Genomic DNA, 23112 nt, shown 5'->3' with positions numbered 1-23112 from the left:
GGCGCGCGAGTGCGAACCGATAATTACCCCAACGCCGCAATGGCTTTTGTCCCCCCAAGAATCAGTCAATCAACACGGAACCCGAACATGTCCCGACTCGCCGCCGAGAATCCGAAACTGCGCATCACGCCTTCCGAAGCATTTGTCGAAACCCTGGTCGCGAACGGCGTGAAGGATGTGTTCGGCATTGTTGGCTCGGCTTACATGGATGCGCACGATTTGTTCCCGCTTGCCGGTATCCGCTTCATTTCGACCGCGCATGAGCAGAACGCTGCGCACATGGCCGATGGCTATGCCCGCGCGAGTGGCAAGACCGGCGTGTGTATCGCGCAGAACGGCCCCGGCATCACCAATTTCGTTACCGGCGTGGCGGCCGCCTACTGGCTGCATACCCCTGTGGTCGTGATCACGCCCGAAGCGGCATCCACGACCGCGGGCCACGGTGGTTTTCAGGAAACGGAGCAGCTGCCGATCTTCTCGAAAATCACGAAGTGGCAAGTGCAGGTGAACGCGCCGGCGCGCATCGCGGAACTGACGAACCGCGCTTTTCACTACGCGCAGCTCGAGCGCGGGCCAACCCAGTTGAACATTCCGCGCGACCATTTCTCCGGCGAGATCGAGACGGTGATTCCGCAACCGCTTCCGATCGAACGGCCGGCGGGCGGACCGGATTCGCTGCGCGAGGCGGCACGGCTTCTGGCTGAGGCGAAGAACCCGGTGATCCTCGCGGGTGGCGGCGTGAATGCATCGCGTGGCCGTGCCGAACTCATCGCGCTGGCTGAATACCTGAGTGCGCCGGTGGTCAGCTCCTATCTGCATAACGACAGCTTCCCGGCCAGCCACGAACTGGCCGCGGGGCCGCTTGGTTACCAAGGCTCGAAGGCGGCGATGCGGCTCATCAGCAAGGCCGACGTGGTGCTTGCGTTGGGCACGCGCCTGGGCCCGTTCGGGACGCTGCCGCAGTACGACTTTGACTACTGGCCCAAGAACGCGCGGGTGATCCAGATCGATGTGGATTCGCGCGTGCTGGGGCTGGTGAAGCCCGTGGATCTGGCAATTCAAGGCGATGCACGGCGCGCTGCCGCGAGCATTCTCGAGAACCTGCTTGCGATCAGTGGGCGCCGCGAACGCAATGGCGAACGCATCGCAGCGGTTCGTCGCGAGCGCGAAGCGTGGAACGAAGAACTCGCGCAGCGTGCTGGCCCGAACGAGCCCGGCCGCGTTGACCCGCGCCGGGCGCTCGCGGCACTTGCGAAGGCGCGGCCGAAGAACGCGATCGTTACCACTGACATTGGCAACGTGTCGTCCGTATCGAACAGTTACCTGCAGTTCGAGGAGCCAGACTCCTTCTTCGCCGCAGGCGCCTTCGGCAATTGCGGCTATGCCTACCCGACCGCGCTCGGCGCCAAGGTCGCCGCACCCGATCGGCCGGTGATTGCCTACGTGGGTGATGGCGCCTGGGGTATGAGCCTTGCCGAGGTGCTGACCGCTGTGCGTGAAGACATACCGGTTGTCGCGGTGGTGTTCAACAATGGCCAGTGGGGCGCGGAGAAGAAGAACCAGATCGACTACTTCAATAACCGCTTCCTCGCGACAGAGCTGGTCAACCCGAACTTCGCCGAAGTTGCCAAGGCAATGGGGGCCAACGGCATCACCGTCGAGCGTGAAGAAGACGTTGGCCCGGCGCTGACGGCCGCACTTGAATCGAAGCGGCCCACGGTGATAAATCTGTTGCTGACGCAAGCGCTCAGCGAGCCTTTCCGCCGGGATGCCTTCAAGCCGCCGCGTCGCTTGCTGGAGAAGTACAAACCGTATAGCGCCGTTTGACGTAGCAAGGGCGCAGCGCCGTGCCGAAGCTCAATGCATGTGCGCTGCTTGCCGGGATATCGAGTGTCTTATCCACGGAAACTGTGTGGATCCTTGTGGATAAGTGGTGTTTGAAACACGCAAGTGCTTGATCGAAAACGGGCGTGTTTCCGTTGCTCGTTTTGATGGCAGTGGTGGCCTGTTAGGCCCCGCGATTCCGCAGTAGTGCGCTTGCGCAGCTTCGCTCACAAGGCGAACGCAGCGCATGAGCAATGAGCCCCAGCAGGGAGCAGGCAATGATTGAACTTGAAGGCGTCTCAAGCAGCGCGAGTGCGCGCGAGGCACGACATCTGGTGCTGTCCGAGATCACGTTGCGGATCAACTCCGGGCAGATCTTTGGCATTGTCGACCGCGACGGGGCGAGTGCAGCCGCACTTGCGCGTCTGCTGAGCTTTGTCGAGTTGCCCACAAGTGGCAACGTCTATGTCTTTGGCGAGGAAGTCACTGCGCGCGGCCAGGCCAATCTGCGGCGTCTGCGGCGGTTGGTGGGGGTGGTCTTGTGTCGCGCAGATTGGCTTCACGCGCAAACTGCCGCCGAGAGCATTGCGTGGCCGTTGCGCATGGCCGGCTGGCACGATGCGGATGTGCGCCTGCGTGTGCAGGAAGTGTTGCAGCAGCTGGGCCTTGAGGCCGAGGCCGACACCTTGTCCAGCGCGCTGTCGCCAGCTTCCCAATGCGCCGTTGCGGTCGGGCGCGCAATTGCAGGCCGGCCGAAATTCCTGCTGTGCAACGACATCACCGTGGGGCTGGATTCGGCCGGCAGGCACCAAGTGCTGTCGTTGATCGACGATATCAACCGTGAGCTCGGCCTGACCGTGTTGCTGATGACACGCGAAATCGGCGTGCTGCGCAGGGTTTGCGACCAGGTTGCGGTGCTTGAAGGCGGCGAGGTTGTCGAGTGCGGCGCGGCGGCCGATGTGTTCCTGCATCCGCGCCACGCGGTCACCCGCGCACTGCTGAGCGAGAGCGCGCGGCGCGACATACGAAAGCTCGCTGTCGACCCGCGCACGCAGGGCAGTCGTGTTGTGCGGCTGACCTTCACCGGCCAGATGAGTTTCGGCTCGCATTTGCCGGATCTCGCACGCGATGCGGGCGAGGGCTTTTCCATCCTAGGGGGCCGGATCGACCGTATCCGCCGCACCCCTTACGGCGAGTTGATGCTTGCTTACAGCGGCGACAACGTCGATCGCGCTGTAGAGCTTCTCGCCAAGCGCGGTGCGAGCAATATCGAAGTACTGCATCACTAGGCACCCAAGCTTCGCACGCGAGCAGGCCTACACCGCGCCTCGGTGTGGGCCTTTGCATTTCCGGACTGCCCAAGTGCTGTTGCCATGTACGCAGCGGTGTACCCGACGGTGCACCGCGCTGCCTTGCAGGTGAGGGCGAAACCCGCTTGTCGCAGCGTGAGCAGATGTGCAATGGCATGGCATGTACCCTGCTAATCAGGCTTTGACATTTGCGCGACGCCACATCTTTGAAGACGCGCCAGAAAAGGAAAAGCCCGATGCCCCAAGGTTCTCCAGCTTCACCGAATGACGTAACGGACGCCGCGCCAGTGCTGGTTGGGCTTCGTGCGCTGTACGCCCGATACCTGCTCGCCGCATCAGTCACCAGCGTCGCCGCCGTGGCGCTCGCAGGGCCTAGTGTGTATCCCACCGGCACGACGCGCTACGACCCGGAGCGCGCATACAACTCGTTTGTCTTGTTTGCCGGTGGGGATAACGTCGCCCGCCTGATCGACCTGAACGGCAACACCGTGCGCACCTGGAAAGACGCTGGCGGCCACAGCACCTTGATCAACCCCGCCCTGAACGGTGGCCACCAGGGTCATGTGTTCGTGACCCTCGAAACCACCGAAGGGCAAGGCACGGACCTCGTGCCGGGTCGCACGACGGGCCGGATCTCAAAGACCATCGGTGAGCTCGATTGGGACGGCAAGGTGGTGTGGCAGTTCGGCGAGAAGGCGCCGGGGGGGCGTGCGCAGCAGCATCACGACTGGGCGCGGCTGCCCAACGGCAATACGGTGGTGCTGGCGAATCTGGTGCACCCGGTGTCCGGTTTCCGCTTGCCCCAGATTCTCGACGACGTGATCTACGAGGTGAACGCAGAAGGTGATGTCGTCTGGAAGTGGGTGGCCTCGGAGCATCTCGATGAATTCGGCTTCACCGCAGAACAGTTGAAGCTGGTGCGTAACGCGGAATCCGCCGACTACCTTCACTTCAACAACCTCAAGCCGGTCGGCCCCAACAAGTGGTTCGCGGCGGGCGACAAACGCTTCGCACCGGAGAACCTTATTGTCGATTCGCGCGAGGCGAACTTTATTGCGATCATCGACCGCCATAGCGGCAAGGTCGTCTGGCGCCTTGGGCCCAACTACCCGGCGATACCGCGTGGCGTGGCAGCACGCAAAGTGCCGCGCCCGGTCGACCAGATCAGCGGCCAGCACGACGCGCACATCATCCCCGACGGCTTGCCGGGCGCTGGCAACCTGCTGGTGTTCGACAACCAGGGGGAGGCCGGTTATCCGCGCGCACCGCTGCAGATCACCGGCGGATCTCGCGTGCTGGAGATCGACCCGATCAAGCGAGAGATCGTCTGGCAATACACCGCCGAAGATTCCGGCATGCCCGGCTGGGCCTTCCGCAGCACGCACATCAGCGCTGCGCGGCGGCTGCCCAACGGCAATACCTTCATCGACGAAGGCCAGAGTGGCCGGCTGTTCCAGGTCACCCGCGAGGGCGAGATCGTGTGGGAGTACATCAACGCCTTCCCACGCGTGACCAAGGACGCGAGCAGCGGCAAACAAAGCGTCAACTACCAGCTCTATCGTGCCCAGCCGGTGCCCTACGACTGGGTGCCGGCCGGCACCGCGCGCGCCGAGAAGGCTGTACCCGCGCCCAAAGCAGGCGAGTTGCGCGTCTCTTCCTTGCCCTGAATTTCATCGCAGTACGACGAACCCTGGCGCGTTACCCGCGCCGGGGGCAACACATGGCAGCGGGCTTATGCACCCGTTGCATTACCCAACCCAAGAGTGAATCCGTTTCTGGAGGTCTCCATGTTTCAAGTCAAGCTCTCTCACACTGCGATAGCGATTGCACTCGCGGCCGGCACATCGCTGGCCAACGCCGCCTCGCTGCAGGAAGCCGCCGACGTGCTCGGCGTGGCCTCGACCAAGTCGATCGAGTTCTCGGCGACGGGCCACTGGTTCCAGTTTGGTCAGGCGCCGGCACCCAAGCTGGCGTGGCCGCAATTCGATGTGAGCAGCTACAACGCCGGCATCAACTTCGACACCGCATCGGCCCGCGTGCAGATCGTACGCAAGCAGGCGATCGAACCTGGCCGTGACCGGCCTGCGCCGGTGGAGCAGCGGCCAGACCAGTATGTGAGCGGACAGTACGCCTGGAACCTCGCGCCGGCACCCAACGCACAGCCGGGCGCAGCGCCGGTCGCGCAAGCGCAGCTCACCGCCGTGGAGGAACGCCAGGCCGAGATCTGGTCGACGCCGCAGGGCTTCGTCAAAGCTGCACTGGCGAACAATGCCAAATCCAGGCCGGTGAAGGGTGGGCTCGAGGTCGCCTTCACCGTGGCAGGCAAGTACCGCTACGTCGGCAACATTAATGCCAGGAATCAGGTGGAGCGCGTGCGCACCTGGATCGATACACCTGTCTTGGGCGATACCTTGGTTGATACCCGCTACAGCGACTACCGCGACTTCGGTGGCGTGCAGTTCCCGGCGCGCATCGTGCGCGAGCAGGGCGGGCACCCGGTCTTGGCGCTGGGCGTCAGCACGGTGAAGCTGAACCCGGCGGTGGAAGTTTCTGCGCCTGAGGACGTGAAGACTGCCAAGTCGACGATCGGCAACGTCACCGTCAGCAAGCTGGCCGACGGCGTGTACTACCTCACCGGCGCCAGCCATCACAGCGTGGCGATCGAACAGCGCGATCACATCGTGCTGGTGGAAGGCCCGCAGAGCGAAGAGCGCTCACTCGCGGTGATCGCCAAGGTCAAGGAAACGATCCCGAACAAACCGATCAAGTACCTGGTGAACACCCACGCCCACTTCGATCACTCCGGCGGCCTGCGCACCTTCGTCGACGAGGGCGCCACCATCGTCACCCACAAGGCCAACGAGGCCTTCTACAAGTCCGCCTGGGCCGCGCCGCGCACCCTCAACCCCGATCGGCTCGCCCTCTCGAAGAAGCCTGCAAAGTTCGAAACCTTCACCGGCAAGCATGTGCTGAGCGACGGCGCGCGCAAGATCGAGATCTATCCGCTTTCGGGCAACAGCCACAACGACGCCTTTGCCCTGGTCTATCTGCCGGCCGAGAAAGTGCTGATCGAGGCCGATGCCTATACCCCGACCGCCGCAAACGCGCCGCTGCCCACGTCGGTGAATCCGTATTCCGCCAACCTCTACACCAATATCGAGCGATACAAGCTCAACGTCGAACAGATCGCAGCGCTGCACGGCCCTCGGGTCGTCAACCTCAACGACCTGCGCGCCGCGATCGGCCAGCAGTCCGCCAGCAACTAATCGCATCACCACAGAGCCCATGAGCGCGTGAGCCAACACGCGCGAAGTACGGCGGGGGCCGGTGAGAGCCGGCTCCGCTCAACCGGTCCCCGCTGGTGCTTCATTCTCGGTGGAACTGTTCGCGCACTGCCTGCGGTGCGACAAGGGCGGCGCCGAAGAGTGGATTGTGGTCTCTGCAACTTAGCCGACGCGCGGCCCCAATTCGGCCTGAGCGGACGTTCATGTGATCGTGCTCCGTGACCACCCGAACGTCAGCTTTGAAATCTCTTGGGTGTGCGGATTCGACCCATTGGAGACATTCGACCTGTTGCGCCGCCAGAGGCGGGAAACTGGGCGCAGCGGTCATTCATGACCTGATGCGGGCTACTGCTGCTCGGCCTTTGCGGACGGTCAGAGCCCTCGTATCGAATGGCTGCAAAGAGCTCTTCTGCTGTCACTCGGAAGGGTTTCCTGTTGAGATAGGTACCGTCGGCCGTTAGTTTGTGCAACAAAGCGGTATTAGTCTTGATTTCGACCGTCTGCTGGCAAACCGCTTGTTGATGCTGCCGTGCGCCTTAGTGTCCACACCGAGAATCTAGGCTATGACTGAGGCCGCATCACTAGGGCATTCTCGCAGCGGCGCACGTTCAGATAAACGATATCCCCACTTTTCAGCGAGAGATCTTCCGGCACGGACAACACGCGGCGGCGTTCCATCCGGTTGCTGCGGTAGCTGATGGCAGCCATTTTTGTATCCGCTGGATAAGGTGTTCCGCTCTCGCTTCGGCAGTCATAACCGCTGTATTGAGGCAGGCTTTCAGCTGTTGAAACAGCAACGACCGAGCCTGGGCGCCAGCCATCGTTCAGGGCGTAAGGGCCAGGGTCCAGAAATGAACATGCGATCGTGTCCCGGCACGAGCAGGACAAGGGCGATGGGCCAGAGTGTTTTGCAGGGGATCATGTTTGAGCTTTCTCAATGAATGCGCGGCGCAAGCCAGGCGCCGCACGCGGCTAAGGGTTTATTTGAGCGTGAAGCGTGCGCTGGCCATTGCTTTGCCCGGCAAGCTGATCTGGGCTGCAGCTTTGGTGCCGGCAGCCACCTTGAAGCTGCCTTTGGCTTCGAGCTTGTCGCCGGCGGGTTTGAGTTCGATTTCCTGCTTGTCGGTGCCAGACAGCAGGATGACGCGTGCGCTGGCGCCGTCGACCTTCACAGGCTTGCCGTGGTCGCTGACGTAGATGTGCAGCGTGTCAGCCTTGGCGACCAGTTCGTATTGCACTTCCTTGACTTCGGTGACGATGCCGCCGTGCGCGGGCTTGTGGTCGCCGCTGGCGAGGCCGACGGGGGCTGCCAGCAGGGCTGCGCTGCTGAGGAGGGCGATGAGAGCGTGTTTCATGGTGCGTCCTTTCAGAGGATGAAGATAAGCGGGGCACGGGCGTGCCCCGCTTGTTGCCGCATCAGCGGTGTTCGGGGGTGGCTGTGTCGGTGGATTCGCCATCCCGTCCATGCGCCAGCCGGTACAGCACGGGCAGCACAAGCAACGTGAGCAAGGTCGAAGAAAGGATTCCGCCGATGACCACGGTGGCCAGCGGGCGCTGCACTTCGGCACCCGTGCCCATGGCGATGGCCATCGGCACGAAGCCCAGCGAGGCGACGAGTGCGGTCATCAGCACCGGCCGCAGCCGCGTCAAGGCGCCTTCGAAGATGGCTTCATCCAATGACTTGCCTTCCTCGCGCAGGTTGCGGATGAAGGCCAGCATGACAAGGCCATTGAGCACGGCCACGCCGCACAAGGCGATGAAGCCCACGGCCGCCGAGATCGATAGCGGGATGCCACGTGCCCACAGCGCGACGATGCCGCCGGTGAGTGCGAACGGGATGCCGGTGAAGACGATCAGGCCGTCCTTGAAGTTGCCAAACATGGCGAACAGCAGCGTGAACACCAGCAGCAGCGAGACCGGCACGACGATCTGCAGGCGTTTGGTGGCCGACTGCAGGTTCTCGAACTGGCCGCCCCAGGTGGTCCAGTAGCCGGCAGGAATCTTCACCTGCGCATTCAATGTCTGCTCGGCTTCGCTGACAAACGAACCGAGGTCGCGCCCGCGCACGTTGGCGCTGACGACGATGCGGCGCTTGCCGTCCTCGCGACTGACCTGGTTGGGGCCGGGGGCGAGTTCGAGCGTGGCGACCTCGCTCAGCGGGATGAAGCGCAAGCTGCTGCCTTCACCCTTGGGCAGGGCCACCGGCAAGCGCTTGAGTGCTTCCAGATCGCTGCGCAAGGCCTCGGGCAGGCGCACCAGCACGTCGAAACGGCGGTCACCCTCGAAGATGGTGCCGGCCTCCTGCCCGCCAATCGCGGTGGCGACGACTTGCTGAACATCGGCCACGTTAAGGCCGTAGCGCGCGGTTTTCTCGCGGTCGATGTTCACGGTCAGCATTGGCAGGCCGGTGGTCTGCTCCACCTTCACGTCCTGCGCGCCAGAGACGTTGCCCAGCACACCAGCGATGCGTTCGGCCGTGCTGTTGAGTACGGCCATGTCGTCACCAAACACCTTCACCGCCACGTCGCTGCGCACGCCCGAGATCAACTCGTTGAAGCGCATCTGGATGGGCTGCGTGAACTCGTAGTTGTTGCCGGGCACCTTGGCCAGCGCTGCCTGCATGGCTTCAACCAGATCCTCCTTGCTGCGCGAGGGGTCGGGCCACTCAGACTGCGGCTTGAGCATCACAAAGTTGTCCGCCACGTTGGGGGGCATCGGGTCGGTAGCCACCTCGGGGGTGCCGATCTTGGCGAACACCCGATCTACCTCGGGGAAGCTCTTGATGCTGCGCTCCACGTCCGCCTGCATGGCGACCGACTGCGACAGGCTGGTGCCCGGTATGCGCATGGCGTGCAGCGCGATGTCTCCCTCGTTGAGGCTGGGGATGAACTCGCTGCCCATGCGCAGGGTGAGCAGGCCGGAGAGCAGCACCATCACGAAGGCTGCCACGAGCACCACGGGCTTGTTGGCCATGACTCGCTGAAGCACCGGGGCGTAGGCCCGCTTGGCGGCAAGCATCAGCGCGCTCTCCTTCTCTGCCACCTTGTTGCCGATGAACAGCGCCACGGCGGCGGGGATGAAGGTTACGGACAGGATCATGGCGCCGAGCAGCGCGATGACGACCGTGAAGGCCATCGGGTGGAACATCTTGCCTTCCACGCCGGTGAGCGCAAAGATCGGCAGGTACACGATCATGATGATGAGCTGGCCGAAGAGCAGTGGCCGGCGCGCTTCTTTCGATGCAGCGAACACTTCGTGGAAGCGCTCGCTGAGCGTCAGCGGCCTGCCGTGGTGTGCTTGCGCGTGAGAGAGACGACGCACGCAGTTCTCAACGATCACCACCGCGCCGTCGATGATGATGCCGAAGTCCAGCGCGCCCAGACTCATGAGGTTGGCGCTGACCTTTTGCGACACCATGCCGCTGAAGGTGAACAGCATGGCCAGCGGAATCACCAGTGCGGTGATGAGCGCGGCGCGGATGTTGCCGAGGAACAGGAACAGGATGACGATCACCAGCACGGCGCCTTCGAGCAGGTTCTTCTTCACTGTCTCGATGGCCTTGTCGACCAGCACCGTGCGGTCGTACACCGTAATGGCTTCGACACCCGCCGGCAGGTTGCGATTGATGTCGGCCATCCTGGCATCGACGGCACGCGACACCTTGCGGCTGTTCTCACCGAGCAGCATGAACACCGTACCCAGCACGACCTCACGGCCATTTTCGGTCGCCGCACCCGTGCGCAACTCGCGGCCGAAGTCCACCTCCGCGACATCACGCACGCGCACCGGCACGCCATCGGCACTACCCAGCACGACGTTGCGCAAGTCCTCCAGGCCACCCAGCTGGCCGGGCGCGCGGATCAGATATTGCTCGCCGCGCTTCTCGATGTAGCCCGCACCCACGTTGGCGTTGTTGCGTTCAAGTGCAAGCACGATGTCCTGCAAGGTCAGGCCGTGCGCGGCCAGGCGTTGCGGGTTGGGCGCGACCTGGAACTCCTTGGCATGCCCGCCGATGGTGTTGATTTCGGTGACGCCGGGCACATTGCGCAGCTGCGGCTTGATGATCCAGTCCTGTATTTCGCGCAGATCGGTGGGCGTGTAAGGCTGGCCATCGGGCTTGCGTGCGCCGTCCTTGGCCTCCACCGTCCACATGTAGATTTCACCCAGCCCTGTCGAGATCGGCCCCATGGTCGGCGTAAGGCCGGTGGGCAACTTCTCGCGTGCTTCCTGGATGCGTTCATTGACCAGTTGCCGCGCGAAGTAGATGTCGGTGCCGTCCTCAAAAATCACCGTTACCTGCGACAGACCGTAGCGCGACAGCGAACGCGTCTGCTGCAGGCGAGGCAAACCGGCCATCACCGTTTCGATGGGGAAGGTGACGCGCTGCTCGGCCTCCAGCGGCGAGTAGCCGGCGGCTTCGGTGTTGATCTGTACCTGTACGTTGGTGATGTCGGGCACTGCGTCGATGGGCAGGCGCTGGTAGTTGTAGATGCCCAGTGCGGCCATGGCGATCACGGCGAGGATGACGAACCATCGTTGCTCGATGGCGAAGCGGATGAGGCGTTCAAACATTTCTCATCCCCCGATCAATGCTCATGCGCAGCGCTGGATTTGCCCAGCTCTGCCTTGAGTACGAAGCTGCCCGTGGCCGCGTAGCGCGCCCCGGCCTTGAGCCCCTTGATGACCTCGACCCGTTTGCCATCACTGCGGCCAAGCTGAACCGGCTGCGCGAGGAAGCCATCTTCTGTGCGCAGAAAGACGGTGGGCTTTTCATCAATGCTCTGTACCGCCTCGGCAGCAATGCTGACGGGAACCGGCGTTTCGCTGGAGGTCAGTTCGATATTGACGAACAGGCCCGGTCGCCATGCGCCCTGCGGATTGGGCAGGGTGACGCGCGCCGTCGCGGTGCGCGTCTGCTCGCCGATGAGGGCGCCGACGTAGGACACCGTGCCGGTGGCCTGCGACTCGAAGGCCGTGGCGCTGATCTTCACCTTGTCGCCCACGCGCACCAGGTTCATGTCCTTGGCCGGGATGCTGATTTCGGCCCACACGCGCGACAGGTCAGACAGCGTGAACAGCTGGGCGTCTTCCTTGACCGATTCGCCCATCGTGACGTGCTTCTCGACCACCGTGCCATCGAAAGGTGCACGCAGCTCGAAGCGGCTCAGGTTGTTGCTGGCGAGCACACCCGCCCCCAGCGCGGCCAGCTTCTGCTGCGCATTGGCGGTGGCGATTTCAGCTTCGCGCAGTGCCTGTTCGGCCTGCAGATAATCCTGCTGCGCCGTGATCTTTTCTTCCCACAGCTTCTTCTCGCGCTCGTACGTCGCCTTGGCCAGGTTCAAACGCTTCTGCGTGGCCAGCTGCTCGCTGCGCAACTCCGACACCGCCGTGCTGGCAATCACGGCCAGCAGTTGGCCCTTGCTGACGCGCTGGCCCAGATCGGCATGCACGCTCTCAACCACGCCTTGCACGCGTGGCACCACGTGCGCCGTGCGATCCTGGTTGAAGCGGATTTCGCCCGGCAGTTGCAGCGCGTTGCTGATGCTGGCAGGCGCTGCGGTATCGATGCTCACCCCGGCAGATTTGATCTGCGCTTCGCTCATCGGGATGCGCCCCTCGGCCTTGCTGAAGGTGAAGAGGTAGGGTTCCTTCAGAGTCTGTGCTTCGATGGTCGCCTCAAAGGCGTGCGGCTCGGCAATCGTCTGCACGCTGCGCAGACCATCCTTGTCGGCCGCAAAGGTAATCTCCTCCTTGTCACCGCCCGGTCGCGCAAGGCTCACCGCGAGCTTGGCCGTCGTTGCGGGCAAGGGCTTGTCTTTCTCGAAGAACCACACGCGCAGGCGCGCTTCGCCGCCTTCTTCGACCAGGGCCACTTCGAGCGCGAAGTCACCCTCGCTCATCAGCTCGCCGCCATGCGGCCCCTTGGGCGCTTCGGCATGCTCGGCGTGCCCTTCTTCGCCATGGCCGCCCTCTTCATGTCCATGCCCGTCGCCAGCCTTCTTCGCGGGCGTTGCCAGAATCAGCACGGCGCCGATCACGGCAATCGCAAGCAGCGCAAGAATCATCAGCCATTGGCGCTTGCCGAGGCTCTGTGTATTCAGATTGAATTTCATGTCGGATATTCCTTTTGGGGTATCTCTATCCAGGCGCTCAACGCGCACTTGTCGGTGTGGTGAGACTGTCGGCCGCGTCACCGAGCAGGCGCGCAATTTCGCTGGCGGCCTTGTGGGTATCGAGCCAGGCGCGCAGTTGCTGCGTTTTCATCTGGGAAAGGCTGCGCTGCGCGTCCAGCAAATCGATGAAACCGAACTTGCCCAGCTCATAGCCTCGCGTCGTGACCTCCAGCGCATTCTTTGCGGCCGGCACCACCTCGCGCGCCAGCCCGTCGGCTTCCAGACGGCTGGCCGTGAGGCGACTGCGCGCCTGCAGCAGCTCACTGGCGAGGCTGTTGCGTGTGGCCTGCAACGCGTCCTGCGCCTGGGCGCTGCGCGCCAGCGTTTCACGCACATTGCCGCGATTGCTGTCGAACAGCGGCAAGGGCAGGCTGATGCCCAGAATGGTCTGGTTGCGCCCCAGCTCGTTGTCGCGTTTGACGCCCACGCCCAGCGTCACGTCCGGGTAACGGCGGCTGCGCTCCAGATCTGCCTGCGCCTGGCTGCGAGCGGCTTCGTGGCTGGCAACACGCATCGCGGGCGTCTCATCCAGGCGTCCCAGCAAGGCATCCATCGTGGGGACGCCCGGCAAGTCATCGAGCCGCCCGTCGACGCGCGCGAAGTCCGCCTGTGGCTGCCCCCAAAAGGCCGCCAGACGATTGCGCGCACTGGCCAGCGCAGATTCCGCCTGCGCCTGCGCCAGTCGGGCATTGAGCTCTTCGAGCCGTGCCTTGGTCTCTTCTTGCGGCGAAGCGCTACCCGCCTGCACGCGCCGCGCCGCCGCCTGCCTGGCGCGTTGCGCGAGCTGCGTGGCCTCTTCTGCCAGGCGCAGCCCCTCCTGCGCGGCCAATACTTCGCGCCAGGCGTCCTGCGCCTGGGCGCGCACTTCGGCACGCTTGGCCGCCAGCTGCGCTTGAGCGACATCGCGCCCACGCTCCGCCGCGCTGATGCGCGCGGAACGCTTGCCGCCCAGCTCCAGCGGCTGGCTCAGCATGACGGTGTTGGTGCGTGTCTCCTTGCGCGTGTCCTCCATCTCGTAGGACAAGGATGGATTGGGTCGCGCGCCACCTTGTTCGATAGCGCCCTCGGCCGCCTCGATCTCGCGTTCGGCACCGCGCAGACCGGGGTGGTTCGCCAGCGCACGCTCCACGGCCTGGGCGAGCGTGAGAGGGACGGTGGCTGATGTCAGGATTGAAGCCTGTGGGTTGACCGGTGCAACGGACTGGGCCAAAGCCCCGTCCGGCCTCACGAATGCGGCAAGGGTGCCGACAAGGCACATGGCAATACCGCGCTGAAATAGGCGCATGAAAACTCCTGCTGAAGAGGAATGAAACGAGCGCTGGCTGCGTGTGCAGCTCAGGCGATTACGAAGTGCGGGAGGGAGAGGCTCGCCAGATCAGGCGAGCGAGGGCCAGTTGGGCCGTTCGGGGCGGGCCGTGATATCGGACAGACCCAGGCGCTGGGTCGAGAGAATGGGCGACGCCTTGGCATCGGCCAGACCCAGCCTGGTTTGCGTTTTGAGGAAGGAGCAGTGCCCGAGGTGGCAGAGTCCGCAATCGTTGTCCACAGCCTTGCCAGCAGGCGAGTTCTGATCCGGCTCACCATCTGCTTTACCACCATCATGCTGATGACTGTGATGCCCGAAGTGCCCGGTCGCCGCATCGGCTTCGTGCGTGCAATAGGCACTGGCTGCCGCCCAGACGGACTGCAGCGGCACGATCAGCATAATGAGGATCAAAACCAAGCGTTTCATGAAACGGAAAAGCAAACCAAAAGCGATGGACAGGGGATTTCTACGGTGCCGTGCGCACGATAGCGGAAGACAGTTAAGGCAACAACTACTCCTTGCACAGGGTCTTTGACGCAGGCGACAGCCTTGAGGTCTGTTGCCTTCTGCATCGCTCATAACGGGTAACTTGCAGCAATTTCCTCGCGCAGCTGGAAGCTCAAGCCATCCTGACCGAAGTTACGCAGAGGTTTACCGTTGATGAAGAAAGTCGGCGTCTGGCGCACGTTGAGCGCCACGATATCCGCAGTGTCCTGCTGCAGCCTTGCGGCAATTTCAGGGCGTTCCATGTCGCGCCGCGCACGTTCGGTATCGAGGCCGGTGCTTGCGAGCGCGTCCCACACCTTTTGCGGCTGCGGGCGTCCATGTTCCGCCCACATCGGCTGCGCGCTGAGCGTTGCTTCCAGTGTCTTCAGGTAGATCTCCTGGCCTTGCAGGCGAGCAGCCTCAAGTACCTTTACGACGTAGTCAGAACCTTCGTGAAAAGCCGCATAGCGCAGGGTCAGCCGGACTTTGCCGGAGTGTTCGCCAAGCAGACGCTTCACATGCGGATAGAAGGCCCGGCAGGCTTCGCAAGCCGGGTCGAAGAATTCGGTGATTTCAACCTTTGCGTCAGGATTGCCCATCGAAGGAGTGCCCACGCGTTTGAATGGCGAATCGACCGACTGCGCTGCCGTGGTCACTTCAGCGTTCTGCCGGGCCGTGTAGAAGTAGGCGCCGGCGACAAATGCGGCGATCAGGGTCGCAGCTGTGCCGATGACGATGAGAGAGCGTTTCATTGTTTGATGCCTTTCCGCACTGCCCACAGCAGCGCAATGATGAGAGTGAAAGCGAGAAGGGACAGCAGGGGAATGGTGACGAAGCTGAACAGTTCCAGCTTCACGTCGGCGCACGACAGACCTTGTGTGCAGGGCTGCAAACTCTTTGGGATGAAGCCCATGTAGAGCAGGCAGTGATAAAGCGCGAAGCCCCAGCCTGTGACGGCGAGCGGCAGGGCATAGCGGACGCTGCGTGGATCAAATGGCAACAGGCCGGCACCGAGAACAAAAACCAGCGGGAACATGAAGATGCGTTGATACCAGCACAACACACAGGGTGTGCGCTGCATTACTTCGCTGAAAAACAGGGCACCCAGGGTTGCCACGCTGGCCATCAGCCAGGCGGCAAACAGCAGGTTCCAGTGAAAGGGTCTGGAGATGGGTTCCATCTCATCGGCTGTGCTCAAGATTGCTCCATTTTGTTCAGGAAGGCGCGCTCGGCAATCGCGTTGGACGACAGCGCTTCCATGGCGTGCTTGATATCTGCAGAGAGTGACAGACCGAGGCCGTGCTCGATCAGCTCAACTAACCGCGCATGGTTGCGCAGCATCGCGCGCACGTAGCTTTGTTCGTTATCCGGTGCAATGGCCAGCTGACGTACCGGCGGGATTTGCTCGGGAATACGTTTCCCCAATTGCTGCAGGCGCGAACGGTTTTTTTTTGACTTCTTTGTCTGCAAACTTCCGCAGTGCCGGGCTGCGCCCCTGAAACTGCTCCGAAGTGGTGATGGCATGCTGCAAGGTCAGCGCGACGGCCTTGATCAGATCAGCTTCCGCACGCAAGGACACCGGCTCCTCCAGCACGTCGCGTGCTACGCTCAGTGGCATGCTGGCCAGCAGGCAGAGGCTGACGAAAAGCCAGGAAAGATGTCTGCTCATGCAGGCCTCCCGTCACGCGCTTGTGCAGACCGGCTCTGGCGCCTGAGACCCAGCAACATCACCAGCACACCGATGTTGATCGCAATGTCGGCAAAGTTGAACGCGGGCCAGTGCATGCCTTGCCAGTGAAAATCGAGAAAGTCCGTCACCGCGCCACGCAAGACACGATCCACCACATTGCCCAGCGCTCCGCCAATGATCATGGCGTAGGCGAAACATTCCATGCGACTCGTCTTGCTTTGCCGGATCTCACGCGCCATCCAGACGCTCAATGCGATGCCCAGCACCGAAAACGCATAGCGTTGCCAGCCTCCTGCATCGGCAAGGAAGCTGAACGCTGCACCGGGGTTAAGCACGTGTACGAGATTGAAAAAGCTGGTTAGCGGAATGCGCTCGCCCAGCATCAGACTGGATGCGATCAAAGCCTTGCTGAGCTGATCGGCAAGCAGAGCCATACCCGCCAAGGCTAACCACGGCCACGTCGTGCGCGGCATGCGTGCATTGTGCGCAGTACATTCTTTGCGTATCGCAGCGGCCAAGACCTGCGACAGATTCTCTCTACGGTTCATTCCCACCTCTTGCACGCAGCGCGCGCGCAGATGAATGCAGACCCTCCAGCACCAGGCTGAAGGCCGACTTTTCAAGGGGCGCTACGAGAAGGAACCGTGCGCCCGCTTCAGGCGAGCGCGAACCACTTGGGCCGTTCAGGCCGCGTGGCAGGAGAAAGGAGGCTGGGGAAGTGCGCCAACGCAATGGGCAATGGCCCTGCTGCCGCAAAGCCCTGCACATACGAGCCGGATAAGGCCAAGGAATGGCCGGCATGGCAGGGGGAGCAATCTCCGTCGTGAGAGACGGTGTTCTTGCTATCAGGACTGGATGAATCCGACGCTTGCTTCAGCAGGCAGTCGTCGGCGCAGTGCGCAACACTGCTTGTCACCTCGGACTGACAATAGATGTCCGCCGCTGCCCAGACGGATTGCAGCGGCAACAACATCACGAAGAGGATCAGCAGAAAGCGCTTCATCGGGGGCGGAGCCTACAGAAACATTTGGCGAGCATCAAGCGCGCACATGCACACGCTCAACCCAGGTGCGTATGTCGTTCATGTCGGGCCTCAGTCTCCATGGCCGCCAGGCCCTGCAGGATGCCGCAGGCCTCGACTGCCAGCTCTCCCACGCAACGTTGACGTAAAGCGCTGAGCTGTTCCTTGAGCTGCGCCAGCTCGCGGATGCGTGCATCCACGTGGGCGATGTGCTGGTCAAATACGGCATTGACCGCACCACAGCCTTCGGCAGGCCGATCAGCCAGTGCCAGCAGATTGCGAATCTCATCGTGGCTCATGTCCAGTGCGCGGCAATTACGGATGAAGCGCAGGCGTTCGACATGCAGCGGTCCAAATAGTCGGAAGTTGCCTTGCGTGCGCGCAGGAGCGGGCAGCAGATTTTCACGTTCGTAGTAGCGCACGGTTTCGACCGTGCATTGCGCAAGCAGCGCCAGTTCGCCGATTTTCATGCTGTACTCCAGAAAGAGCTTGACTCTATAGTAGCTTCAGATTGTGCAATACACCTATACGAGCTCTGGAGTACAGCATGTCTACACACCTTCAACACGATAGCCATAGGCACCCGCACGACAGCGAGCACGACAGCGAGCACGACAGCGAGCACGCCAGTGACGCCTGCTGTGCCCCCGCTAAACCGCCCGTGAGCAGCACTTGTTCAAGCAAATGCTGTGGCGGCGCTCAGGCTTCGTTTTCAAGCGTATTGACCGAACCCGTAGTCCACGCAGACGGCACCCGGACCCCCATCCGCATCATGCAAATGGATTGCCCTACCGAAGAAGGGCTGCTGCGCAAGAAACTGGGCGGCATGGCCGGTGTAGCAGGCATGGAGTTCAACCTGATGCAGCGGGTGCTGACCGTCACCCATACCCCGGCTGTGCTGGACGAGATTCTGGTGGCCATCCGCTCATTGGGATTCACGCCGGAACTGGCCAATGGCCCGGAGACTGCTGCCTCGCCGGAAGAGCCAGTTCGGCCATGGTGGCCACTGCTGCTGGCGGGCATGGCGGCGATGGGTTCGGAGGCCGCACACTGGGCCGGCTTGCCGGTGTGGGTCGCAGCCTTGCTGTCCATCGTCGCGGTGCTGGCCTGCGGCACCACGACCTACAAGAAGGGCTGGATCGCCGTGCGCAACGGCAATCTCAACATCAACGCACTAATGAGCATCGCAGTGACCGGCGCCTTGCTGATCGGCCAGTGGCCGGAAGCCGCGATGGTGATGGTGTTGTTCACGATTGCCGAACTCATCGAGGCCAAATCGCTGGACCGGGCACGCAACGCCATTCAGGGGCTGCTCAAGCTGACGCCAGAGCAGGCAAGCGTGCAGCAGGCGGATGGCAGCTGGCAGGAACAGCCCGCCCGTGCGGTGCCGCTCGACGCCCGCGTACGAGTACGGCCCGGCGAACGCATCGCGCTTGATGGGCGCATCGTCAGCGGACGCTCGGCCATCAATCAGGCTCCGATTACCGGCGAGAGCTTGCCGGTGGAAAAGGCCGAAGGCGATCAGGTCTTCGCTGGCACCATCAACGAATCAGGCTCCTTCGAGTACCTCGTCACCGCAGTGGCGAACGACAGCACGCTGGCGCGCATCATCCACGCCATCGAGGCCGCACAAGGCGCGCGCGCACCGACGCAGCGCTTCGTCGACCAGTTCGCCCGCGTCTACACGCCTATCGTGTTTGCCATCGCGCTGGGAGTGGCGATTGCACCGCCGCTGTTCTTCGGCGGTGAATGGTTTGCATGGATCTACAAGGCCCTCGTGCTGCTGGTGATTGCCTGCCCTTGTGCGTTGGTGATTTCGACCCCTGTCACCATCGTCAGCGGCCTGGCCGCCGCTGCGCGCCATGGCATCCTGGTCAAAGGTGGTGTCTATCTCGAAGAAGGTCGCAAGCTCGCTTGGCTGGCGCTGGACAAGACCGGCACCCTCACGCACGGCAAACCGGCGCAGACGGACTTTGCTGCCCTCAATGATTCTGAGGCCACCACGGTACGTAGCCTGGCTGCGAGCCTGGCTGCGCGCTCGGACCACCCCGTCTCCCGCGCGCTCAGCGAAGCAGCAGGACGGGACGGCATTCCGCTCATGGAAGTCGAGGAGTTTGAAGCTTTGCCGGGGCGTGGCACGCAAGGCCTGATCGATGGCAAACGCTATTGCCTGGGCAACCATCGCCTGATTCATGAGCGAGGCCTGTGTTCCGATGCACTGGAAACCCGTCTGGGTGCTCTGGAAGAGCAAGGCAAAACCGTCATCCTGCTGGCGGACGAGCAGCGCGTGCATGGACTCTTCGCCGTTGCCGATACCGTCAAGGACAGCAGCCGTCAGGCCATCACGGAACTCCACGCCCTGGGCATCAAGACCCTGATGCTGACCGGCGACAACGCCCACACAGCGCGTGCCATCGCCCAGCAAGTCGGCATCGACGAAGCCCGTGGCGATCTGCTGCCGGAAGACAAACTCCGGCTGATTGAAGAACGCCTGTCGCAAGGCGCGGCAGTCGGCATGGTCGGCGATGGCATCAACGACGCCCCCGCGCTGGCCCGCGCCGATATCGGTTTTGCGATGGGAGCGGCAGGCACCGGCACCGCCATCGAGACGGCTGATGTCGCGCTTATGGACGACGACCTGCGCAAGTTGCCGCGCTTCGTGCGTCTGTCGCGCCACACCCACAATGTGCTGGTGCAGAACATCGCGCTGGCGCTGGGCATCAAGGCAGTGTTTCTCGTCCTCACTCTGACGGGCACCGGCACCATGTGGATGGCGGTGTTTGCCGATGTTGGGGCGAGCCTGCTGGTGGTAGCGAATGGCTTGCGATTGTTGCGCGCTTGAAGTGACTTTGTGATCTCAAACTGACGGAAACGGTTTCTTGCTCTTAGCTTTGATCCGTTGAGCCACAACGAACAGGGAGTGACAAGGAAAAACGCGTCGTGCCGCCGTTCGACCCGGCATCAACAGAGCCCCCGTGCGCACGAACGATTGATGTGGCAATTGCCAATCCCAATCCAACTCCTTCTGCTGGCGGGTCTACGTCACGTAGCCGTCAGCCATTTAGGGCGTCGCCAATGGCCGCTTTGGCCGAGGAGCTTCCGTCGGCCGTATGGCAGCTTTCAGCGTTGAGCTGCCTCGCGACGATCGGCTATCTGGCCAGGTCGAACTGCCGCATCTGGCCGTTAGGTGGAGAGGGGAGGGGCAGAGCCGCTGACCGCAACCGCTGCGAAGCAGCCTGTCGTCATTGATTGCTGCTGCAGGTGCCAGCAGTCATTCGACCTTTAGGGGAAGCTACGGTCCCCGGCGACGCTTGCCCGAAGTGCTTGACCCGCCCGAAACGTAATCCGACGGCTCGGGGGGACCACTACGGGCGCCCCCGTTTTGGGATTTCTCGAAGTGCGCGCGGGAACGGTGTGAGTGCTCAGACTCCCAAAGCCCCGTATCTCGACGCGACCACCGCGCGCAAGCACTTCGGATATCCCACTGAGCAGCGTTGCCACCGCTAGATCCACATCCTGTGGAGGCACGTCACGCAGGCGGGCCTGCAGCGCGTCAATCAACTCCGAACGCAGCATCGCAAACCAAGAAGGCAGGGGTTACGGGTTGAGCGGTCAGTGCGCAAAGGAAGGGGCACCGAGGCTACGAGCGGCACTTAGGCGCCCTCGGAAGCCACCTTGCGTCGGATGCGCAAGTCCTCTAACTGGCCACCGTTGGCTTGATGCGCAACCACCCAGGCAGGACGTCGACCGTGGCCGCTCCAGCGCTGCTTTGGATCTGCGGGGTTTTGATATCTGGCGCGCTTCTTGGCCTTCTTTTCTGTCAGCGTCGTCGCGGCGCCGTCGTGGGCGACCTTCCGCGCACGCTTGGGTGCCGGTTTGCGCCCGAGTAGATCGCCGACTTCAAGCCCGGCCTCCTTCGCGAGCTTCGCTACCGCCTTAAGCACCTTGCTCTTGGTGGCGTCCGTCCGCTTGGCGATCTCCTTTTCGATCGATTTGGCCAGGCGCGACAATTCCGCTGGGGTGAGCGTTGAGATGTCGATCATTTAGGTTTCGATTGCAGGCGTAATGGAGATTCAAGAGTCTAGCGTGAAACGCTATTCCGCTACAGGCGTCGGATGATGAGCTTGTCGCCGTGGCCCTTGGCTACCAGCGCGGTCGTGATGCCTACGCCGGACAAGGCCGTCGTGCACCTCTTCGAAGAGCAAACGAGCGGTTTGTTCGATCACGGCTAAAACGCCAGCGTGTTCGTGGCGAGTCGACAAGTGCTCAGGTAAGCGAGCCATAACAGTGCCCACCAATGCGTCGATTGAGGCGGGCTCGCCGCTATGGGCATGCTCGTTAAGGGTACATACCAACCAATATCGGTCAGCGTGAGCGAACCAGTCAGGCCACTGCATCATGAGTCGATGGTGATTGTTGTTGAAAAAGGCGAATCGGCTGACGGTACATCGGGGCACACCGGCGCGAGGCTTGTTCTGCGACTGCGTGCGAATCGTCACACTTGATCGTCGGGCTTCCTGTCGACTATGACACTACGGTATGCGTACACTTTGACGCCACGCAGATGAACGTCCCCAGCTACAACTTGTTGGTTTCTTGTGCGCTCCTCAGGAGGGAAGCCTTGCATGGCGAATCTGAATGTCCGCATATCAGCCATAAGCCATTTCGCTGCCGCCCGGCGTTGCCGCTGAAGATCATCGGAGTGTCGCCGAGTAAATGTCGGTCAGGGAGATGCGATGACGTCAGGTGAACAACCGTATTGGTTTCCTGCGAAGCGCTATGGATGGGGCTGGGGCCTCCCCCGCGCGTGGCAGGGTTGGGTCATTTTGCTTGGATACTTTGCCGCGGTGTTGGCGGGCTGCCTTTGGATCCTCCCCACCTATGGCGCACTAACCTTTGTGGCCTACACGGCGCTCCTAACTGCGGTTCTGCTTGCTGTGTGTTGGGCAAAGGGCGAGCGACCGCGTTGGCGTTGGGGCGAGGACTGAGGTGAGCCGTGGGCTGTTCGGAGCCTCTCGCTCGCCCTGATCGAAGCACAACGTATGATTTTGCGGAGAAGCGATGCCGAAAAAGCAAGGATCTCTCATAGGGCAATGGCGTGCGCTCGATGCTGCAGGCGTTCGCACGGCGGTGATTGTGATCGACGAGCCTGAAGGATTCGGCTTCGCCAAAGCGAAAGAAGACCCGTCTCCGCTGTCACTGCCGTTGTTGAGCAACCAGGGGGCAATCCTCCAACTGGTAGATCAGTTTCAATCCGCAATCGCCTGCTTTGTTGAGCTTAACCCTGGTGGCGGAACCAAGTGGACGCCGACCGATCGCCGGCTAAGGCGTTTGGTGAGTCAAACCAAGTCGCACACGGTTCCCAAGCAGCATTTCAGCGCGTTTGATGACACGACCCTCTACAACCTGCTGTGGGAACAGCATGGCGTGTCCCACCTCGTTGTCATGGGCCATTTCGGCGGCCAGTGCGTCAAGCAATCGATCTTTGGCGGTGCCCGAAGGCCATCCGGCCACGAGAGCACGATCATTCGTCCCGGCGCGATCGACTACGACTTCGAGGTCTATACGACGCAAAGACTGATAAACGGTTCGATCAGCGACTGGCCTGAACACCACAAGGTGTCCATCTTCGACCACATCTAATTGTGGCACGCGTCGTTCCTGCGCAACGCAGCGCCCCTGGAAACAGCGCTGCAGTAGCCATCCAACATGCGCGCCGTCAAACAAGGGCGCCGCTGTAGGCTTTCGGTTTGTGGCCGGCAAAGACGCCGGTTGCCGCTATGCCGCGGGCGGGCTTTCGTTCGATGTCCAGTGGCGCGAGGACAGTTCGATAGTCCAGCCCTTTGTTGCCCATCTCGCCGAGTAGTGCCGCGATGACGGCAATATGCGTGGGCATCCAACCAAGCTTTCGGCGGTTGTAAAGCGTATGCCGGTTCATGCCGAGCAACTCGGAAAAGGTCGAGATAGTCAGTCCGGCCTTTTCGAGATGCCGAAGGAATTCGTCGTAGGTCATTCGAG

Annotated in this window: 22 protein-coding genes and 1 pseudogene; 6 read left to right on the top strand and 17 right to left on the bottom strand. The window is 62.3% G+C overall.

The genetic code is table 11. The features are described from left to right. The first annotated feature begins 87 nt into the window (after positions 1-87). From xsc to ACE3P0_RS11995, 4 genes are all read left to right on the top strand, one after another. Complete coding sequence (gene xsc, locus ACE3P0_RS12010) at positions 88-1827, top strand: sulfoacetaldehyde acetyltransferase (RefSeq protein ID WP_374402864.1); 1740 nt, start codon at positions 88-90, stop codon at positions 1825-1827. Positions 1828-2102: 275 nt separating this feature from the next. Beyond that, a complete protein-coding gene (locus ACE3P0_RS12005) occupies positions 2103-3113 on the top strand; it encodes an NIL domain-containing protein (RefSeq protein ID WP_374402862.1) in 1011 nt (336 codons plus the stop codon). Between the two features lie 257 nt (positions 3114-3370). After that, positions 3371-4801, top strand: coding sequence for an aryl-sulfate sulfotransferase (locus ACE3P0_RS12000; protein ID WP_374402861.1), 1431 nt, complete (start codon positions 3371-3373; stop codon positions 4799-4801). A 120-nt stretch (positions 4802-4921) separates the two neighbouring features. Further along, complete coding sequence (locus tag ACE3P0_RS11995) at positions 4922-6400, top strand: MBL fold metallo-hydrolase (RefSeq protein WP_374402860.1); 1479 nt, start codon at positions 4922-4924, stop codon at positions 6398-6400. 579 nt (positions 6401-6979) lie between these two features. Here the strand turns inward: ACE3P0_RS11995 and ACE3P0_RS11990 are convergent. The 13 genes from ACE3P0_RS11990 to cadR all read right to left on the bottom strand — a co-directional run bounded on the left by ACE3P0_RS11990 (position 6980) and on the right by cadR (position 17564). After that, on the bottom strand, positions 6980-7126 hold the full coding sequence (locus tag ACE3P0_RS11990; RefSeq protein ID WP_374402859.1) for a hypothetical protein: 147 nt from the start codon (positions 7124-7126) through the stop codon (positions 6980-6982). A gap of 272 nt (positions 7127-7398) precedes the next feature. Further along, entirely contained in the window at positions 7399-7773 is a 375-nt protein-coding gene (locus ACE3P0_RS11985; RefSeq protein ID WP_374402858.1) for a hypothetical protein, read from the bottom strand. Positions 7774-7834: 61 nt separating this feature from the next. Next, a complete protein-coding gene (locus ACE3P0_RS11980) occupies positions 7835-10990 on the bottom strand; it encodes an efflux RND transporter permease subunit (RefSeq protein WP_374402856.1) in 3156 nt (1051 codons plus the stop codon). Positions 10991-11004: 14 nt separating this feature from the next. Beyond that, positions 11005-12531 (bottom strand): efflux RND transporter periplasmic adaptor subunit, encoded by a 1527-nt coding sequence (locus tag ACE3P0_RS11975; protein WP_374402855.1) that lies wholly within the window; start codon positions 12529-12531, stop codon positions 11005-11007. Positions 12532-12568: 37 nt separating this feature from the next. Further along, positions 12569-13876, bottom strand: a complete 1308-nt coding sequence (locus ACE3P0_RS11970) for a TolC family protein (protein WP_374402854.1) — start codon at positions 13874-13876, stop codon at positions 12569-12571. A 90-nt stretch (positions 13877-13966) separates the two neighbouring features. Further along, the gene (gene czcI, locus ACE3P0_RS11965; RefSeq protein ID WP_374402853.1) at positions 13967-14323 is read right to left on the bottom strand and encodes a cation efflux protein, CzcI family; all 357 of its coding nucleotides are present in this window, start codon (positions 14321-14323) and stop codon (positions 13967-13969) included. Positions 14324-14472: 149 nt separating this feature from the next. Further along, positions 14473-15135 carry a DsbA family protein gene (locus ACE3P0_RS11960; protein WP_374402852.1) on the bottom strand — a complete coding sequence of 221 codons (663 nt, stop codon included), beginning with the start codon at positions 15133-15135 and terminating at the stop codon, positions 14473-14475. Next, positions 15132-15581 carry a disulfide bond formation protein B gene (locus ACE3P0_RS11955; protein ID WP_374402851.1) on the bottom strand — a complete coding sequence of 150 codons (450 nt, stop codon included), beginning with the start codon at positions 15579-15581 and terminating at the stop codon, positions 15132-15134. Before ACE3P0_RS11955 ends, ACE3P0_RS11960 begins: the two co-directional genes overlap by 4 nt. Further along, positions 15578-15733 carry a hypothetical protein gene (locus tag ACE3P0_RS11950; protein ID WP_374402850.1) on the bottom strand — a complete coding sequence of 52 codons (156 nt, stop codon included), beginning with the start codon at positions 15731-15733 and terminating at the stop codon, positions 15578-15580. Before ACE3P0_RS11950 ends, ACE3P0_RS11955 begins: the two co-directional genes overlap by 4 nt. Positions 15734-15746: 13 nt before the next feature. Beyond that, a complete protein-coding gene (locus ACE3P0_RS11945) occupies positions 15747-16052 on the bottom strand; it encodes a hypothetical protein (protein ID WP_374402849.1) in 306 nt (101 codons plus the stop codon). After that, positions 16049-16621 carry a signal peptidase II gene (gene lspA / locus ACE3P0_RS11940; protein ID WP_374402847.1) on the bottom strand — a complete coding sequence of 191 codons (573 nt, stop codon included), beginning with the start codon at positions 16619-16621 and terminating at the stop codon, positions 16049-16051. The genes ACE3P0_RS11945 and lspA overlap by 4 nt, the downstream gene beginning before the upstream one ends. A 107-nt stretch (positions 16622-16728) precedes the next feature. Next, positions 16729-17076, bottom strand: coding sequence for a hypothetical protein (locus tag ACE3P0_RS11935; RefSeq protein WP_374402846.1), 348 nt, complete (start codon positions 17074-17076; stop codon positions 16729-16731). A gap of 56 nt (positions 17077-17132) precedes the next feature. Further along, positions 17133-17564: a Cd(II)/Pb(II)-responsive transcriptional regulator gene (gene cadR / locus ACE3P0_RS11930; protein WP_374402845.1), complete on the bottom strand. Its 432-nt coding sequence runs from the start codon at positions 17562-17564 to the stop codon at positions 17133-17135. Between the two features lie 302 nt (positions 17565-17866). Here cadR and ACE3P0_RS11925 point away from each other — a divergent pair, with 302 nt between their 5' ends. Then, positions 17867-19936, top strand: coding sequence for a heavy metal translocating P-type ATPase (locus tag ACE3P0_RS11925; RefSeq protein ID WP_374402844.1), 2070 nt, complete (start codon positions 17867-17869; stop codon positions 19934-19936). 43 nt (positions 19937-19979) lie between these two features. On the opposite strand, the pseudogene ACE3P0_RS11920 reads toward ACE3P0_RS11925, so the two are convergent. From ACE3P0_RS11920 to ACE3P0_RS11910, 3 genes and pseudogenes are all read right to left on the bottom strand, one after another. Further along, positions 19980-20111 (bottom strand): annotated as a pseudogene (locus ACE3P0_RS11920) (sensor histidine kinase); the annotation flags it as partial. A 265-nt stretch (positions 20112-20376) separates the two neighbouring features. After that, a complete protein-coding gene (locus tag ACE3P0_RS11915) occupies positions 20377-20670 on the bottom strand; it encodes an HU family DNA-binding protein (protein WP_374402843.1) in 294 nt (97 codons plus the stop codon). Positions 20671-20747: 77 nt separating this feature from the next. Beyond that, positions 20748-21137, bottom strand: coding sequence for an H-NS family nucleoid-associated regulatory protein (locus ACE3P0_RS11910; protein ID WP_374402842.1), 390 nt, complete (start codon positions 21135-21137; stop codon positions 20748-20750). Between the two features lie 1018 nt (positions 21138-22155). On the opposite strand from ACE3P0_RS11910, the gene ACE3P0_RS11905 reads away from it, so the two are divergent. Beyond that, complete coding sequence (locus ACE3P0_RS11905) at positions 22156-22737, top strand: hypothetical protein (RefSeq protein WP_374402841.1); 582 nt, start codon at positions 22156-22158, stop codon at positions 22735-22737. Between the two features lie 76 nt (positions 22738-22813). Here the strand turns inward: ACE3P0_RS11905 and ACE3P0_RS11900 are convergent, their stop codons facing one another. Continuing rightward, on the bottom strand, positions 22814-23107 hold the full coding sequence (locus tag ACE3P0_RS11900) for an XRE family transcriptional regulator (RefSeq protein WP_374402840.1): 294 nt from the start codon (positions 23105-23107) through the stop codon (positions 22814-22816). Positions 23108-23112: the final 5 nt, after the last annotated feature.

It is taken from the genome of Niveibacterium sp. (genome assembly GCF_041909475.1).
Lineage (GTDB): Bacteria > Pseudomonadota > Gammaproteobacteria > Burkholderiales > Rhodocyclaceae > Niveibacterium.
The sequence above is the reverse complement of the archived record's forward strand: the minus strand, read 5'-3'. Positions and strand labels throughout refer to the sequence as shown.